General features: G+C 33.2%; 16 protein-coding genes. 3 read left to right on the top strand and 13 right to left on the bottom strand.

The window, feature by feature from the left end:
- Positions 1-53 precede the first annotated feature (53 nt).
- Both OLM51_RS16645 and OLM51_RS16640 read right to left on the bottom strand, forming a co-directional pair.
- Complete coding sequence (locus tag OLM51_RS16645) at positions 54-2,348, bottom strand: TonB-dependent siderophore receptor (RefSeq protein WP_264551722.1); 2,295 nt, start codon at positions 2,346-2,348, stop codon at positions 54-56.
- Positions 2,349-2,612: 264 nt separating this feature from the next.
- Positions 2,613-3,338, bottom strand: a complete 726-nt coding sequence (locus tag OLM51_RS16640) for a DUF4198 domain-containing protein (RefSeq protein WP_264551721.1) — start codon at positions 3,336-3,338, stop codon at positions 2,613-2,615.
- Between the two features lie 274 nt (positions 3,339-3,612).
- Here OLM51_RS16640 and OLM51_RS16635 point away from each other — a divergent pair, with 274 nt between their 5' ends.
- The gene (locus OLM51_RS16635) at positions 3,613-4,773 is read left to right on the top strand and encodes an MFS transporter (RefSeq protein ID WP_264551720.1); all 1,161 of its coding nucleotides are present in this window, start codon (positions 3,613-3,615) and stop codon (positions 4,771-4,773) included.
- 538 nt (positions 4,774-5,311) lie between these two features.
- Here OLM51_RS16635 and OLM51_RS16630 read toward each other — a convergent pair.
- Both OLM51_RS16630 and OLM51_RS16625 read right to left on the bottom strand, forming a co-directional pair.
- Positions 5,312-5,788 (bottom strand): DUF6265 family protein, encoded by a 477-nt coding sequence (locus tag OLM51_RS16630; protein WP_264551719.1) that lies wholly within the window; start codon positions 5,786-5,788, stop codon positions 5,312-5,314.
- Between the two features lie 273 nt (positions 5,789-6,061).
- Positions 6,062-8,368 (bottom strand): type IA DNA topoisomerase, encoded by a 2,307-nt coding sequence (locus OLM51_RS16625; protein ID WP_264551718.1) that lies wholly within the window; start codon positions 8,366-8,368, stop codon positions 6,062-6,064.
- A gap of 224 nt (positions 8,369-8,592) precedes the next feature.
- Between OLM51_RS16625 and OLM51_RS16620 the strand changes: the two genes are divergently transcribed.
- The gene (locus tag OLM51_RS16620) at positions 8,593-9,384 is read left to right on the top strand and encodes a DUF5995 family protein (protein ID WP_264551717.1); all 792 of its coding nucleotides are present in this window, start codon (positions 8,593-8,595) and stop codon (positions 9,382-9,384) included.
- Between the two features lie 134 nt (positions 9,385-9,518).
- On the opposite strand, the gene OLM51_RS16615 is transcribed toward OLM51_RS16620, so the two are convergent.
- The 7 genes from OLM51_RS16615 to OLM51_RS16585 form a co-directional block, all read right to left on the bottom strand.
- Positions 9,519-9,758, bottom strand: coding sequence for a hypothetical protein (locus OLM51_RS16615; RefSeq protein ID WP_264551716.1), 240 nt, complete (start codon positions 9,756-9,758; stop codon positions 9,519-9,521).
- Positions 9,759-9,775: 17 nt separating this feature from the next.
- Complete coding sequence (locus OLM51_RS16610; protein ID WP_264551715.1) at positions 9,776-10,270, bottom strand: SRPBCC family protein; 495 nt, start codon at positions 10,268-10,270, stop codon at positions 9,776-9,778.
- Between the two features lie 30 nt (positions 10,271-10,300).
- Positions 10,301-10,645 (bottom strand): hypothetical protein, encoded by a 345-nt coding sequence (locus OLM51_RS16605; protein ID WP_264551714.1) that lies wholly within the window; start codon positions 10,643-10,645, stop codon positions 10,301-10,303.
- 37 nt (positions 10,646-10,682) lie between these two features.
- Entirely contained in the window at positions 10,683-11,507 is an 825-nt protein-coding gene (locus OLM51_RS16600) for a DoxX family membrane protein (protein WP_264551713.1), read from the bottom strand.
- A gap of 324 nt (positions 11,508-11,831) precedes the next feature.
- Positions 11,832-12,212, bottom strand: coding sequence for a hypothetical protein (locus OLM51_RS16595; RefSeq protein WP_264551712.1), 381 nt, complete (start codon positions 12,210-12,212; stop codon positions 11,832-11,834).
- A gap of 109 nt (positions 12,213-12,321) precedes the next feature.
- Complete coding sequence (locus OLM51_RS16590) at positions 12,322-12,651, bottom strand: hypothetical protein (protein ID WP_264551711.1); 330 nt, start codon at positions 12,649-12,651, stop codon at positions 12,322-12,324.
- Complete coding sequence (locus OLM51_RS16585; RefSeq protein WP_111283324.1) at positions 12,651-12,887, bottom strand: helix-turn-helix domain-containing protein; 237 nt, start codon at positions 12,885-12,887, stop codon at positions 12,651-12,653. Before OLM51_RS16585 ends, OLM51_RS16590 begins: the two co-directional genes overlap by 1 nt.
- 112 nt (positions 12,888-12,999) lie before the next feature.
- Here OLM51_RS16585 and OLM51_RS16580 point away from each other — a divergent pair, with 112 nt between their 5' ends.
- The gene (locus OLM51_RS16580) at positions 13,000-13,335 is read left to right on the top strand and encodes a hypothetical protein (RefSeq protein WP_264551710.1); all 336 of its coding nucleotides are present in this window, start codon (positions 13,000-13,002) and stop codon (positions 13,333-13,335) included.
- A 736-nt stretch (positions 13,336-14,071) separates the two neighbouring features.
- Here the strand turns inward: OLM51_RS16580 and OLM51_RS16575 are convergent.
- Together OLM51_RS16575 and OLM51_RS16570 are read right to left on the bottom strand one after the other, a co-directional pair.
- A complete protein-coding gene (locus tag OLM51_RS16575; RefSeq protein ID WP_264551709.1) occupies positions 14,072-14,872 on the bottom strand; it encodes a hypothetical protein in 801 nt (266 codons plus the stop codon).
- A gap of 198 nt (positions 14,873-15,070) precedes the next feature.
- Positions 15,071-15,541 (bottom strand): hypothetical protein, encoded by a 471-nt coding sequence (locus OLM51_RS16570; protein WP_264551708.1) that lies wholly within the window; start codon positions 15,539-15,541, stop codon positions 15,071-15,073.
- Positions 15,542-15,644 lie beyond the last annotated feature (103 nt).

Genomic DNA, 15,644 nt, shown 5'->3' with positions numbered 1-15,644 from the left:
TTTGAAATGAAAATAAAGAAAAGCTTTGATGGATTATAAACTAATTCAAAAGTTTAGAATTTATATCGCAAACTTGTCATAACCTGACGTGGCGCGATTGGGTTCACACTATAATTTTCGTGAACTGTATAGTTTAATTCGTTTGTAATGTTTGATAATTTACAAAGAATAGAGAATTTTCTCCACGTATATCCAACAGAGGCATCAATTGTTACATAACCTTCTAACGGAATATCACGATCTCTGATAGTTACAGTATACGTTTTTGGATTAGTTGTAGGTTTGTTTTCTGTCCATAAGTAATCATCATTCCATCCGCCTAAACGATCTCCAATATAGTTTCCGATTGCTCCAAAAGAAAGTCCTTTTAAAACTCCTGAAGGTAAAGTATAGAAGAAACTTAAATTAGCTGTATTTACTGGTGTTCTCGCTACACGGTCTCCTTCAACAAAACTTCCGTTAGTCCCAGATGTATTAGTGTAACGCATATCGTTGTAGCTGTAACCTCCAATGATGCTTAATCCTTCAACAGGTTTTGCAGTAATATCAATTTCAACTCCTTTACTTTTTGTTCCACCACCCAAAGTCTTTTTGGTTGTATCTGTATTTAAAGTGGTCCCATCTGCCAGAAATTCTGCAGTTTGCGCTAAATTGCTATTTGTAATTTGGTAAACTGTTACATTTGTACTTAAAGCACCATTCCAGAAATCTTTTTTGATTCCGGCCTCGTATTGATCAATAATAGAAGCTTCCAATGGTTGCAAGTCAATTGTTGTTCCTGTATTTGGTGTAAATGAACTAGAATAACTAGCAAATAATGACATGTCTTTTAAAGGCTGATATACTAATCCAACTTTAGGAGAAAACGCATTGTCTAAACGCTTTGGTGTAACAGTTGGTACTGCCTTTTCAGGATTTCCTGCTCCAGTAGAAGTTTCTTTATAAGTTGTTACTTCAGCTTCTTGCCATGACCAACGAATTCCGGCAAGTACTTTAAATTTATCTGTAACTGAAATTAAGTCCTGAAAATAAACTCCAAAACGATTGGTTTCAGTTTTTCCTATTTGTGTTGCTCTTGCATTTGGAATATCATTTCTTTGTGTTGAAGGATCAAAATCATAAAGATAAATCGTGTCATAAAGACTAGGATCATACTTACCGTTTACTTTTACTTTTTCTTCGCTAAAAGCATATGTATAAGCAGTTGCAAATGAGTTTTCCCAATCTACACCTGTGAAAATTTGATGTTTTACAGATCCGGTATTAAAGTTTCCTTGTAAGCTTAATTGATCTCCTAAAATTTGCTCTAAGTTCTTCCCTTGGGTTAATCCTCTGTTCCAGTAACCTGGAGTTGGATATATTTTGGTGTCATCTAAACCTGATAGTTGAGCAGTAGATTTTTGTGTTCTATTGTATGTTTGATAAGAACTATTGAAATTAAGTTTCCAGTTTTTATTAAAATCGTGATTTAATAATACCGATGCACTTGAAGATTTAGTAGTACCGTTTGACCAAAGCGATCCAAAAAAAGCATTACGAGGTAAATCTAAAATTTCTTTTCCGATGATCCCTGTTCCAAAATCAGGTGTCCAGTCTGCAGTTAAGTAATCTCCCTGAACTGTAATTTGTGTTCTTGGGTTAACGATGAAAAGTAAAGATGGGTTTACATATAAACGTTCGTTTTTTACAACATCTCTGAAGCTTTCTGAATTCTCATAAGAACCATTAATTCTAAATGCAATAGATTTAGAAAGAGGGCCATAAAAATCAAATGCAGGTTTGTAATAAGCATAGCTTCCCATTTGCATTGAGATCTCACCACCGCTCGTAAAAGATGGAGTTTTTGTTACCAAATTTAAAATACCTCCCGGAGCTACGTTTCCAAACAATAAAGCGGAACTTCCTTTAAGAAACTCTACTTTGTCTAAACCTGAAACATCGGGAATAGAGCCTGAATTATAGCGGAACCCATTTTTAAACATATTGTTGGCAGACATATCATATCCTCTTGAGAAAAATGATTCCTGAGCACCACCACGCGCAGAACCCACATAGACACCATTAGCATTTTTTAATACTTCACTTAATCTAATAGCCTGTTGTTGCTCGATAACTTCTGAACCAATAACCTGAATAGATTGAGGGTTATCCATTGGTTTTAAACCTGAGCGCACTGCGGTTACTGGTTTAGGCTCTTTAGTCTTAGTAACAATTACTTCGTTTAGGATTTCTCCTTTTTTATTTTTTACCGTGTCATTAAGAGTTGTGGTATTGTCAGCACTTGTATAGTCTTGACTATAAGTTGCAAAGCTTATAAAAGACAAAGCAAGTAGTAAACTATTTCTCATGTTATTTATTTAGATTTAATAAAAATAAGTTTTTTGCAAATATAAGTGCTCACAAAGGGTTTAACAAAATTTATAAAGGTATTTTCTCACTTAAAATTTAATTAATTTTGTCTTAAGATTTGCTTAAGAATTTGTGTTTGTTCTTTGAGTTTTATATTCATTCTAAATAAAGATAATATTCAAAGTGCTTTATTTTTGATATAAAAAAACCTTGTTTTAAGGCAAGGTTTTATAAAGACTACGCTTTTTTTTAAATAAGAATTTTTATTTTACTGTAATTTGGTAAGTGGCCATTTTCCAGATTTCATCGTATTTTTTGCCATTGTGTTCTCCTGCAGATTTATCTGTATGAGCATATTCAACCATATAATTTCCTGACCAGATTGGAGTAAAAGAAAATTCTCCTTTATCGTTTGTCCATAATTCTTTTTCCCATCCATTTGGGGCAATGACTTTAATTTTGGTCTTTTTAGCAGATGCTCCTTCATAGAGTGCAAATCCGGATATTTTTTCATTCTTTTTTGCTACATCAGCATTTTCAGAAAACAAACCAATTTGATTTTTATTTGCAGTAGCATAATTCCCTGCCGTTTTATTCCCGACAACTACAGTAGCACTCGAATTGTAATCTAATTTCATTGTGCCATAAACATCACGTACAGTATGATGCATTACAATAGTATAAACTCCGTCTTCATCCGGTGTAAAAAAGGCCTGATATTTATTGTCTAAAGCTTTTGCAGTAAGTTTGGTCTCTTTCTTTGAAGGAGAAATTACAACCAATGAAAAATCTTTTAAATCAGAAAACCATTTGTCGGCTTTTGTAATGTCATTTTCAGAAAACTCTCCAAAATAAACTGAAATTTCCTGTGCTTTTCCTTTTGTTCCGGTTGCTTTTGTATCAATCCAAAGCGCGTGGGCAAAGATTTGTGGCGCAGTAAAAAGCATCAAAAAAGCAAATGTTATTAACTTAAAAGTTTTTGATTTCATAATATATTAGAATTTAAAATTATTAGATGATATTTTATACAAACATAACTTTTATTTAGAATAATTAAAAACAAAGAAAGTGCAAAATAGTATTTTCTTTAACAAATATTATTTCGGCAGATCTATTTTGGATTGATTTACTTTTTTTAAACACTAATAAAAAGACTGATTTTGTCTTAAATTAAAGAGAAAACCAAGTTTTTGTGAAAAAAGGATAAAGCGGGATTCTTCCACTAAAAAAAGCCCTAATTTTGCAATTCAGAAAAATGACTTCATGATTTTACCCTTCTTAAAAAAGTTTCAGCATACACCCAAAGGATATCGTATCGCCAATACCGTTTTCTTTTTTCTTTCCGGTTTTGGGTATTCTTCCTGGGTTTCCCGAATTCCACACATACAGGCGCAATTACATTTATCTGAAGCCGAGTTTGGAGCGGTATTATTTGCATTTCCAATTGGTTTAATGTTAACTATGCCTTTTACAGGAAAGTTATTAAACAAATACAGCAGCCGTTATATCATGTTATTGGGGGCGGTAATGTTTAATATTGCTTTGTCTTTGCCGGGTTTGGCAGCTTTTGTATGGCAGTTGGTGGTGATACTTTTGTTTTTTGGTGCATCGCGTAATATTTTTAATTTATCTATCAATGCACAATCTCTGGAGGTTCAGAAATTATACCCAAAATCTATTATAACACGTTTTCATGCAGTTTGGAGTATTGCTGTTTTTGCTGGAGCAGGTTTGGGTTACGTTATGGTTACACAACATATTGCGCCATCACAACATTTACTGGGTGTAAGTGTTTTTATGCTGGCGCTAACAGCTTGTTTTTATCCAATGAGCATTCATAATGAGCCTGTGCCGGTTAAAAAGAAGTTTTTCTCGATGCCGGAAAAAAATCTGGTTAAGTTTGCCCTGATTTGCTTTGTCTCTATGGCTTGCGAAAACACGATGTACGATTGGAGTGGTATTTACTTTGAAAACATACTAAAAGCTTCCCCAAAGATGACGAGTGCTGCATTTGTGTTTTTTGCAACAGCAGTAACTCTAGGACGTATATTTGGAGATTATGGCGTAATGAAATTTGGAACTAAAAAAATCCTGCTCTATAGCGGAATTTTGATTACGGTAGGTTTTGGTATTTGTTTCTTGTTACCGTATGTTTATCCTACTATTTTTGGTTACGTTTTAATCGGATTTGGGGTTTCCTGTGTGGTTCCGTTAGTGTTTAGTATTGCCGGAAGATCATCAAATATGAGCAGCGGATCTGCACTAACTTCTATATCTACAATTGGTTATTTGGGATTTTTATTGGTTCCGCCAATGGTGGGTTTTATCTCTGAATATCTGAGTATGAAATGGGCGTTTTTGATTATGGCGCTTTTAGGTGTACTGATGATTTTTATGGTCAATAAGATCGGGGAGAATGAGTGAGTTTTTTTTTTAAGTTGCTAAGATGTTGAGGTGCTGAGGTTCTAAGGTTTTTTTTGATTCGTTTTTTGCCTTGAAGGCACTAATAGGCAAAGGTTAATAATTCCGTACGAATGATACATTTTGAACATGTTCTTTAATTATGTTCATGGACAAGTAATTTAATATTTACAAAATTAATTCTAATTACAAAATCGATCGAACCTACGGTTCTTTATTGTTGTGTGTAATTTTACATTAACCGGATTAAAATCCGGCCCTATAGAATTATTCGAACCTACGGTTCTTTACTATTGCGTATAATTTTACAATAACCCAATTAAAATCGGGCTCTATAAAATTATTCGAACTAATGGTTCTTTTGATATTCTGGAGATTTCGTAAAAAAACGTATAAAAATCCAGCCTTATAAAATTGATCAAACCGATAGTTCCTTTTTAAATTCCGAAGGAATGGATCATATTGTAGCAACGGATTTTAATCCGTTGAAATCAATTTGTGACAGATTTCGAAGTTCCGTAGGAACGAACCATTTATTAGTTTATTTCTTCGTCATTACAAACTTCTCCGAACTTGGTTTTCCATTCAAATTCCCTGAAATCTCCGCCGTTAAAGTATTATTTGGACCTTTTGTATAGGTAATTTTTTGAGGATAATCGTGTTTCGGATTTTCAAAAACCAATTGTTTATCTGATTCTAAAGTAGATGGAAACGAAACCGGTTTGTCTTCATTTTGCCCTTTTACGGTTGCTTTGTATGTTAGTGTTTCCCCTAATTGTGCCAGAACAATACTTTCAAAATGTAAAGTGTCCTTTCCTTTTATAAAATAAGATGCAGCGCTAAAAGTACTATCGTTTAGTTTTTGCCAGTTTTCAGTTAAAACACCATCTGGAGAAGTGTTTTCCCAGTTTCCGATAAGCCAGTCTGCTTTTTTGATTTTGTCTTTTTCGACAGTTTCTTTTTTCTGACAGGAAACAAAAGCTATAGTAAGGGCGATGAGAGTAATTTTCTGAAACATAATATGAGGTTTTGATTTTGTGCTACTAAAGTATGAAAAAAATGGTTGCCACGAATTCACGAATTTTTATTGATATGCTAAACGATTAGTTTGTCGCAAATTCAATGAATAATTATTTCGAAGTAAAATTAAAGCATTAAGAAGATTTTGTCTCACGCAGATTTAGCAGATTCGGCAGATTTATTTTGTAATCTGCATTATAAAAATCTGTTAGATCTGCTAAATCTGCGAGAAAAAATTAGCGCAAATTAGTGCAATTCGTGGCAAAAAAACTTAAACGCTTTCCTTCAAAATAGAGTAAACCAATTCCTTCGTTGGTTTTTGATCTTTTAGTTTGGTTCTGACGTCATCAAATGTGACTTTAAAATCACAACCCGATTTATATTCAGCGCAGCCATAAGCGGTTTTTCCTTTTAGAATAGTTCCTTTTTTGCATTTCGGACACATTAAAGAATCTGATGCTTCTTGTTGCTTTGCTTTCTTCGTTTCAGTTTTCTTAGGCTCCAGTTTAAGCTTGTAATTTTCTTCAAAACGAATTAAACCTTCAACCGTTCCGGCTTCGGTTTTAAAGCCTTTTATATTTACCGTTGAGCCTTTTTGAACCAATCTTAAATATTGACTTTCCGTGATTTTTTTCTCCTGGAAAACATTCGGTAATACAAAATCACAGCCCGATTTGTATTCACTGCATCCAAAAGCTGTTTTACCTTTGATCAGATTTCCTTTTTGACATTTCGGACAAGTCTCTGCCAAAATTCCTGCGGCTTTCTTTTTTTCTGCTTTTACAACAGGTTTCTGTATCGTTGCGGCATGCGAAATATTGGCGTGTTTAGTTTCGCTTCTAACTTCAAAAACCAAAGCTTCAACCATGCGTTTCATGTTTCTGATGAAAGCTGCAGCAGTAAAAGTTCCTTTCTCGATATCTTTTAGTTGTTTTTCCCAGCTTCCTGTAAGTTCAGCTGATTTTACCAATTCGTTCTGAATCGTATCAATAAGCTGAATTCCTGTTGTGGTGGGTAAAACCTGCTTTTTGTTTCGAACAATATACTGACGTTTAAAAAGCGTTTCGATAATATTTGCACGCGTTGACGGACGCCCGATTCCGTTCTCTTTCATAAGTTCGCGTAAATCTTCATCGTCAACCTGTTTTCCTGCGGTCTCCATAGCACGCAGCAAAGTAGCTTCTGTAAACTGATTGGGTGGTTTGGTTTCTTTTTGAAGAAACGAAGGTTCATGCGGCCCTTTTTCGCCCACAACAAAACTCGGCAATAAATCGGCTTCTTTTTCTTTGGCGTTTGGATCTTCAAACACAATGCGAAAACCTTTCTTCAGGATTTCTTTTCCCGTGGCTTTAAACGTTACATCCGCTGCTTTTCCAATCACGGTTGTATTGGCAACCAGACAATCGTCATAAAATACTGCAATAAAACGTTTTGTAATAATGTCGTAAACCTGCTGCTGATTGTAGGCCAGATTGTTTTGAACTCCGGTTGGAATAATCGCGTGGTGATCTGTAACTTTTTTGTCGTTGAAAACCTTTGGCGATTTTTTTATTTTTTTCTGTAAAATGGGCTGAGTTAATTCGGCATAAGTGGTTAATTTTTGCAGAATTCCGGTTACTTTAGGATAAATATCGTTAGGTAAAAAAGTCGTATCAACTCTGGGATACGTGATTACTTTTTGTTCGTATAAAGTCTGGGCGATTTTAAGCGTTTCTTCTGCCGAAAATCCAAATTTTTGATTGCAATAAACCTGTAAACCAGTTAAGTCAAAAAGCTTTGGAGCATATTCGTTTCCGTTTTTTTTATCGACCGAAACAATTTCGAAATCACTTTCTTTTACTTTTTCGGCCAGAATTTCTCCGTCTTCTTTTTTCAGGAAGCGGCCTTCTTCATAACTAAAAAGCGTTTCCCGGTACAAAGTCTGTAATTCCCAATAGGGTTGAGGTTTAAAGTTTTCGATCTCTCTAAAACGATCTACAACCATTGCCAGGGTTGGTGTTTGCACACGGCCAATAGACAAAACCTGCTTGTAACCGCCATGTTTTACCGTATATAAACGTGTAGCATTCATACCCAATAACCAGTCGCCAATAGCTCTGGAAAATCCGGCATAAAATAAATTATCGTAGTTTTCAGAGGGTTTTAAGTTTTCAAAACCTTCTTTGATGGCTTCTGTAGTCAGGGACGAAATCCATAAACGCTGCACTTCGCCTTTGTAATGCGCTTCGTTCATTACCCAACGCTGAATCAGTTCTCCTTCTTGTCCGGCATCCCCGCAGTTGATGACCACTTCGGCTTTGTCAAAAAGACTTTTAATGATTTTAAACTGTTTCTGGATTCCCGAATTCTGAACCACTTTGGTTTCGAACTTTTCAGGAAGCATAGGCAGATTATTCAAATCCCAGCTTTTCCAGTGCGGACGGTAATCGTTGGGTTCTTTTAAGGTGCATAAATGCCCAAAAGTATAGGTCACAGCATAACCATTGCCTTCATAATACCCATCGTGCTTGGTATTGGCACCCAAAACGGATGCGATTTCTCGTGCTACACTTGGTTTTTCGGCAATACAGACCTTCATTTTTCTCCTTCTTATTTAGTAGGCGAAATTAAGGATTTTATGAGAAAGTTGCTAAGGTTGCACGACACTAAGTTTTTTTATTTTATTTAGAAAGATTAGGATTGGGAGTTTTTTGTAGTATTTGGCATTGTGATAAAAGTGTTTCTTTTTAAGATTCGAAGTATAAGAAAAAATAAGATAATTACTTCAAAATAAGTATATTCGCTTAGCCAAAACCAATTACAATGAAGATAAAAGAAGCTACTACAATAAACGAGGTAATTCAGATATTGGATGAAATTATCGAGACATCAAAACTGGAACAAAGCGCCCTGGGTTTGTTTGCTATGTTGTATCGTGAAGTTACGGTAAGAATAAAAGAAGGAATCCTGGATGGTTCTTTTCAAAATGGGGAACGAATGGAAAAACTCGATGTTATTTTTGCCAATCGATATATCAAAGCTTATTATCAATATAAAGCCAAGGAAAAACCATCCGAAAGCTGGGCATTTTCTTTTCAGCAAGCAGAAAAATTCTGGCCAATAGTAGTGCAGCATTTGCTACTTGGAATAAATGCACACATCAATCTGGATCTTGGGATAGCAGCCGCTCAGGTCAGTACAGCAGAAAATATTGGAGACTTAAAAGCAGATTTCGACAAGATAAATGCCATATTGAGCAGTCTGGTAGGAAGTGTAGAAAAATGCTTAATCAAAATTTGGCCAACGCTCACGATGATTCTAAAATTGACAGGCAAAATAGATAATTTCTTTATTGATTTTAGTATGGAAACCGCAAGGGAGGGAGCATGGAAATTTGCCAATGAATTTGTACTGGTTCCCGAAAATCAAAGAGAAGCCTATACGCAACTAAGAGACAAAAGAATAACAGAAATTGCCCGTCTGGTTTCAAATCCGGGGTATTTTGTTAGTGCCGTTTTCAAATTCATTCGATTATTTGAAAAGGGAACTGTTGCTCAAAAAATAATTGATTTAAAGATAATCGAAGAAAAAAATAGGCAGTGTGTTGCGGTGTAATTTCGCCAAAAAAGTAAGTAATACATAATAGTAAAATTTATTTACGGGCACAAATGTGGTGCGTATTGACTGGAATTATTGAGACATAAAATCTATGTTTTGAAATTGTAAAAATTTAATTGAATGCTTTTGAATTAAGTATTAAAAATAAGCATCAACATGATGAAACCTCCTAAAAAAAGAACTCCAATCATATGATTTCGATTACTGTTATCATCTTTTTTTTGATTACTTCCGCTTGGTGACCAGAAACTCGAAAATGTTCTAAAATCATTATCGTTTAGAAGAGCTCCTGAATTGAAATAAAGAAATCGTACCAAAGCTCCCAAAAACTCCAAAATAATTCGTCCCGCTATTATTTGTTCAAAATCCACTTTAAAATGTATTTGTCTTAATTATTAATCATAGGATTCAAATTCTCATCTTTATTACGCAAATCCAGTCCGCCCTCGTAAACCGATTTAAGATTCGTCAGATAAAAATGCCAGCCGTTTGAGCAGCCCAGTCTGATGTATTGTTTCGAATTATCATCTGTTGGAATATTAAACTGATGAAGCTCTACTATCGTATAGTCATTTTCTTCACTCAATTTTATATCTACCAGACAGTTTCCTTCAAAAGTAAATTGTAGTTGGTCTTTTCCGTTGGCAGCCATAATTTTCCCTTTCATGGCGTCATTATACAAATACCAAAGCCATTCATAAGTATTGCCTTCTGAAACACTTTGGTCTTTGCTGATGGGTTCCATATTCGCATCAAAAAAAGACACTTTTTCGAGAAACCATTTCTCCAGTTCATTCGCAATTGTCCATGCATTGTAAATGTCGCTGAGTTTAGACTTAACAGCTATTTTTTTTGTAAAAGAAGTCCAGTCAAAGTTTTCCATGGTTTAACTTTTATTGTTTAACGAATTTGTTTATTCAATTTCTATATATTCCGATTTTCCTTTTTCGTTTCCATTATTAAGCCATTCCCAATCCAAAGCCAATTTTATTTTTCCATTTTCTGTTAACTTAATTTGCGCCAATGCTTTTCCAGCTTTCAATTCGTTATCCGTTGTTAAGCATTGATAAAGCATGTTTAATTTATCATCGGTTAATTCAGCAATAATTTTTCCATATTTTATGGTTCCGCCAAAATAATCGGCAGTAACAAGATTGTCGTCCTGTTTATAATTAAAAATGGTTTCTGTATTTACTTGTCCGTTTTCCGAATTTTGAATAAGTGCAAATCTTTTATTGTTGAAGTTGAATTTATGCATCGTGTTTTTGGTTGGATAAATTTATTTGGATATAAGTTCAGCTAATTGCAAGCTCTTTTTTAGAATCGTTCGTTAATGCAATTACCAATGCAATACCACAGAAGAGTAAAGCAATAATGGCACGTACAATTTCATTTCCGCCACCCACAGTCGGATTTGCAATAGCATCTTGAATATGGAAGAAAAGTACAAAAAGTAAAAGCATTAAAGCAAGAAGAAGCGAAATTGGTTTTATCCAAAGCTTGAAAATAATCGAAATGCCTGAACAAATAAGCGCAACACCTACAAAATAAGTCCAAAACATAGTTCCTGGCAGCCATTTTGGAACCATTGTAGACACAAACTCGGCAAAAAGAAAATGACTTAATCCAAACAAAAGCATTAAAAGCGAATAAAAAATTCGCCCAACCGGAATAAGTTTTTCAAGAAATGCGTCGAATTTGTTTTGATCTTTGTTAGACTCTTGTTCTGTAAAAGAACCAGCCAATACAAATGCTCCACCGCTATAAGTTATTTCCTCAATAGCATTGATCCAAATTTGCGTGGCGGCAGTTTTATCGGTATTAAAAATGAAAATAAAGGGCAAATGAGAAACAATAAAAGCGGCAAGAAAAGCAAAACCCAAATAAAGACAGACTTTTTTGGTATCGATAAATTTAATTGTAATGATTCCCGAAATAATAATTCCTGCCAATATTAAAACTATGCTGGTAAGGATAGAAAAAACAGGATATTGATGCGCCCAAGCGGGAAAAGGAGATAAAATTTCAGATCGAAAATCTTTGATAATAAGCTGATGCACTCCCAAAGTAATTATGCCAATACCGTAAAATAAACGGCCGAGTTTAATAAGTCCTTTCATTAATAGTGGTTTTAGATAGTAAATTTGTTTTTGGTACGACCAAATATATAAATTTCTTACTAAAATACTGATTTAATGAGGGTTGGTTTTTACCTATCTGCACAGTTTTGTCATTTCGACGTAAGGAGAAATCACACTCGTATGTCTACAAAGATTGGCAAGTATTCTTTGCGGAGTTTCTAGTGCGATTTGCTTCGCCAATTCGCTAACGCTCGGGTCTCGTTCCTCGAAATGACAAAACTAGAAGGAAATAGAATGAGAAAATAAACTTCCTAAGTAGATTGCGTTCACGAGCGGGACGCTCGCGCCAGCTCAGGGTTGTCACTAAATAATTTCTTCAAGTTTATAAACTTCTCCCCATCTATTTAGTAAGCGGCTATCATAAATGTTAAAGGGAATAATTGAACTATCTTTTTCGGTAGACAATCCGGTAAATGTCCAAAACAAATCTTCAAACTTACAAACCAAATATCCTCTATCATTAAATGAGTAGTCTCCAACAATCTTATAATTTTGTAAATGTTCAATATCGTGCTCATCCATAGGACGAAAGGCATCAACGACCTTTTTTGTTAGCTCAACTTTACCATTCTTAAAGAACTCCAGTTGATTTTGGTAGATTATACAAAAAAACAAACCACCTGCATGAAGATCAGTATTTGCGATTAAACTTGACAGATACTTTTTATTAATTTCTATTTTCATTAGTACATTATTCATGAGTGTATTCAATTTGTGAAGATTGCGTGCACGAGCGAGACGCTCGTGCTAGCGGGGGCTATCGGGTTTTATTTTAAATGTTATTTTTCATATTTTAATATACGTAATTGTATTTACCCTCAGAAAATACATTCCCTGTGACCGCATCAATTTGTATAAATGGACAATGATTGCATTTTTTAGAAACATCCCAGTAATACAATTTTCTTTTTCCTTTTTGATATCCTAAACTGGTTTTTGAGTAGTTATAGGTTTTAAAAAATATCTCTACATTATCTCCTGAAATGCCGTACCGTTTGGCAATTTTTAAAGCCTGGCTTTCTGTAATTTTAATTTCGTTTTTATCTTTTTCTTTGCAAGAATTTAAGGAAAAACATATTCCCAAAAGAATAATGATTGTTGTAAATAAGAATTTCTTTTTCATTACAAATCCTTAATTAATTCACTTGGATGAATTTTTAAAGCTTGTGCAATTTTAAACAAAGTGCTTACTTTCATTTCTTGCGAGCCTTTTATATATTTTCTTAGACTTTCAACATCCATTTCTGCATCATGAGCAACCTCTCGTCGCTTGAATTTCTTTTCTTCAATTATATCTTTAATCTTGATTCCTAAGTCTTTTACAACCTCTGGAATTTCACTTTTTCTTTCTCTTTTCATAGAAATGAAATTACAAGTAATCGATTGTTTTTAAGTGAATGTAAATAAGGGGTTGTATGTTACTGATTTTTTATATATTTGCTTAAAATTGTAAATTAAATCTTATATAAAAATGGAAACGCAAAATAAAGAAAGAGCCGAAGAATTGTTAGAATTAATAAATAAAGGAAGATATTTTACCAAACTAAAGCCAGAGCCAAAAGAAACCAACTCGTTTACAATACCGCTAAAAGTATCTTCTTATAACGAATTAAATCTAATGGTTTCAGATTTGCTAAAAGCAAGTATTATTTTGCTTAATCCTGACGCGCAAAGTTTGTCGGGTTTTACAAAAAACAATAAGGTCAATGTTATGACTTTGCTTGAAATTGCCTTGCAGTTATTGCCAGAAGATGAAATGGAGTTGTTGGATGATTTGTGTAAATTTCAACAGGAGGCATTGCTATAAAAAGAAGAAGCGCAATCCCGAAAGCTTTCAGGATTAAATTATGGGCTCTTTGCAGAGCAGGATAATTTTGTTTATTCAGTTTTTAGTTTGTTGATTCTTTTTCTGAATAATAAAAATTCTATTGTAGTAAGAAATAGATAAATTATTGAAAAAATGGCAAGCCTTGTCAAAATAGTTAAATTGTGTAAGTAAGTATCGATCAATAGATTAATAACGATAAAAAGGACACAAAATGTTGGTATTCCTAAAAAGGCTAAAAGTGACCAATAGAAATTATTCCTGATTTTTGCTATTAAATTTAGAAAAATTGCAAACGAAGAGATAATCATCGCAATAAAATATGCAGCAGAAAAACCTAGATTTATTATGAAATCTAAAATCTGTAAAAATTGTACAAAGAAATTTCCAGCAATTACCGTTGTTTCTGAAATCACAATTCTATAAATAAAAAATAATGAAATGCTTATCAGAAAATTAATTATCCAAAATCTAAATACAATTTTATTCATTTTTTTAAGTAGCTAGTTTTTTAGTCTATTTTTTTTCTGTTAGCGCGAGCGTCCAGCTCGTGCCCGTATAGTTTTTTAAAATTGATTTAAATTGCGTTCACGAGCGGGGCGCTCGCGCCAGCAGAGTTTGTGAATACGAAAAGTTGAAAAGAAAAATAAAAAAGAAAATAGAAAGTAGTTTCATTTAATTTTATTGAGTTATGTTGCGCTATCGGATCGCAGTTTTTTTAATATTCTTGTAAATCATTAATCCATTTTTGTTGGTCATTATTTAGCGTGTCGAACTGCATTATTACTTCAAGATCTATTGTTTTTTCAATAACGCGAGGTGTTTTCATATCTAATGTTTGCATCATTGGTGAACTTTCACTATTATAAGACGTTTTTATTTTGTTTATTATTAGTAAATAGTTTTTTAATTGAAAAAGGGTACTTATTTTTCTATCATCTTCTTTTACACTAAAATGAAATTTTAGTTTAAGTTCTGATAATAATTTTTCATAACTAGTTTCTTTTTCTTCTGAATTATAGCAAATAACAGCTAATAATAAGTTATTAGTATCTGACATCATTTGAAAATGACTAAATCTTAAATTTTTATAGAAATAAGAGGTATCATCTTCCGTGTATCTGTTGAGAGAAAATACTTTTCCAATTATTTTTTCTGCATCATCGGTATAATTAATTTGATTATTTAACTCGCTTACAGATATGTTTTTCATAGAAACATATCTCGTTTCATAATATTTGGAAAATGTTTCTTTCGCATTTATCGTTTTGTAAATATTGTTCTCACCTGGTAATAAATATTTGGTAGAATCTTTATCTACAAAATTTACAAGAAAAAAATCTTTGACATTTATTTTTTTATTCAAATTTTCAAAATTGGTATAATCCTTTTGTGAATATGCAAAGTTGAGGACAATGTGAAAGAGTAAAATTGAAAATATTTTTGTTTTTAGTGATTTCTTGTTTTTATTTAATGCGTGCATGTTTAATTTGTTAGTTTCTTTTACTTTTCCTGCCAATAATCTAATTCTGCAAATTCAATAGGTTCTCTGCCTTGCCATCCGTTAGCGCAAATTTGCAATCTGTGCCTGCAAAGATTGGTTTGTTCTCTCTGTAAATATAACAAAAGCTACATGATTTTTGTAGCTTTTGTTTGATGATTTGTAAAGCGTTTTACCGTTGCGGGCAGGGATTGCAAATCCGCGCTAACGGGTTAATTAGTGATTAGATGTAATGCCAATAATTATAAACACTTCTTCTTTAAATGAGCGTTCTTTTGGTTTTATAGTATCATTTCCTAGAATTCGATTTAAAGTAAATCCAGCATTCATAATATCAGTTGTATCAGTAACTTCCTGATTAAAGTCAGCATCAAAACTACCTTTAAATTTTTTAGAATAACGAATTCTATAAAATTTTCCAATATTTGAATCTAAATCCTCAGAGCCATTCCAGCCTGCAATACCTTTAAATTTCACACCATTTATGTCGTAGATAAAATAATTTTTATAACCGTTTTTTATTTTTTCGCGCGAAACAAATCGCCCAATAGATGATTTACCATTCAATCTAATATCTTTATTAATAATTTGTCCTTCAACAATTAAAAATATAAAAAACATAAAAGAAGATAACAATATAATTGCAGAAATTATTCCAACATTTTTTTTTAATTTTTCTAAATCCATTTTTAATTAGTTTGTGTCATCTCTTTGTACTGTGCAAAGTTTCCTGAGATTCACGCCCGTTGTTATATTTTATTCCAAATATTATTTACGTCTCTTTGTAGAT

The sequence above is a fragment of the Flavobacterium sp. N2038 genome (genome assembly GCF_025947185.1).
GTDB lineage: Bacteria > Bacteroidota > Bacteroidia > Flavobacteriales > Flavobacteriaceae > Flavobacterium.
This window is presented reverse-complemented; position numbering and strand designations above follow the sequence as displayed.

Coding starts and splice junctions, on each gene's coding strand:
- OLM51_RS16605 (WP_264551714.1), bottom strand. CDS start 10,645: ATGCATAAATTCAACTTCAACAATAAAAGATTTGCACTTATTCAAAAT.
- OLM51_RS16580 (WP_264551710.1), top strand. CDS start 13,000: ATGGAAACGCAAAATAAAGAAAGAGCCGAAGAATTGTTAGAATTAATA.
- OLM51_RS16600 (WP_264551713.1), bottom strand. CDS start 11,507: ATGAAAGGACTTATTAAACTCGGCCGTTTATTTTACGGTATTGGCATA.
- OLM51_RS16630 (WP_264551719.1), bottom strand. CDS start 5,788: ATGTTTCAGAAAATTACTCTCATCGCCCTTACTATAGCTTTTGTTTCC.
- OLM51_RS16620 (WP_264551717.1), top strand. CDS start 8,593: ATGAAGATAAAAGAAGCTACTACAATAAACGAGGTAATTCAGATATTG.
- OLM51_RS16625 (WP_264551718.1), bottom strand. CDS start 8,368: ATGAAGGTCTGTATTGCCGAAAAACCAAGTGTAGCACGAGAAATCGCA.
- OLM51_RS16635 (WP_264551720.1), top strand. CDS start 3,613: ATGATTTTACCCTTCTTAAAAAAGTTTCAGCATACACCCAAAGGATAT.
- OLM51_RS16595 (WP_264551712.1), bottom strand. CDS start 12,212: ATGAAAATAGAAATTAATAAAAAGTATCTGTCAAGTTTAATCGCAAAT.
- OLM51_RS16570 (WP_264551708.1), bottom strand. CDS start 15,541: ATGGATTTAGAAAAATTAAAAAAAAATGTTGGAATAATTTCTGCAATT.
- OLM51_RS16590 (WP_264551711.1), bottom strand. CDS start 12,651: ATGAAAAAGAAATTCTTATTTACAACAATCATTATTCTTTTGGGAATA.
- OLM51_RS16645 (WP_264551722.1), bottom strand. CDS start 2,348: ATGAGAAATAGTTTACTACTTGCTTTGTCTTTTATAAGCTTTGCAACT.
- OLM51_RS16640 (WP_264551721.1), bottom strand. CDS start 3,338: ATGAAATCAAAAACTTTTAAGTTAATAACATTTGCTTTTTTGATGCTT.
- OLM51_RS16585 (WP_111283324.1), bottom strand. CDS start 12,887: ATGAAAAGAGAAAGAAAAAGTGAAATTCCAGAGGTTGTAAAAGACTTA.
- OLM51_RS16610 (WP_264551715.1), bottom strand. CDS start 10,270: ATGGAAAACTTTGACTGGACTTCTTTTACAAAAAAAATAGCTGTTAAG.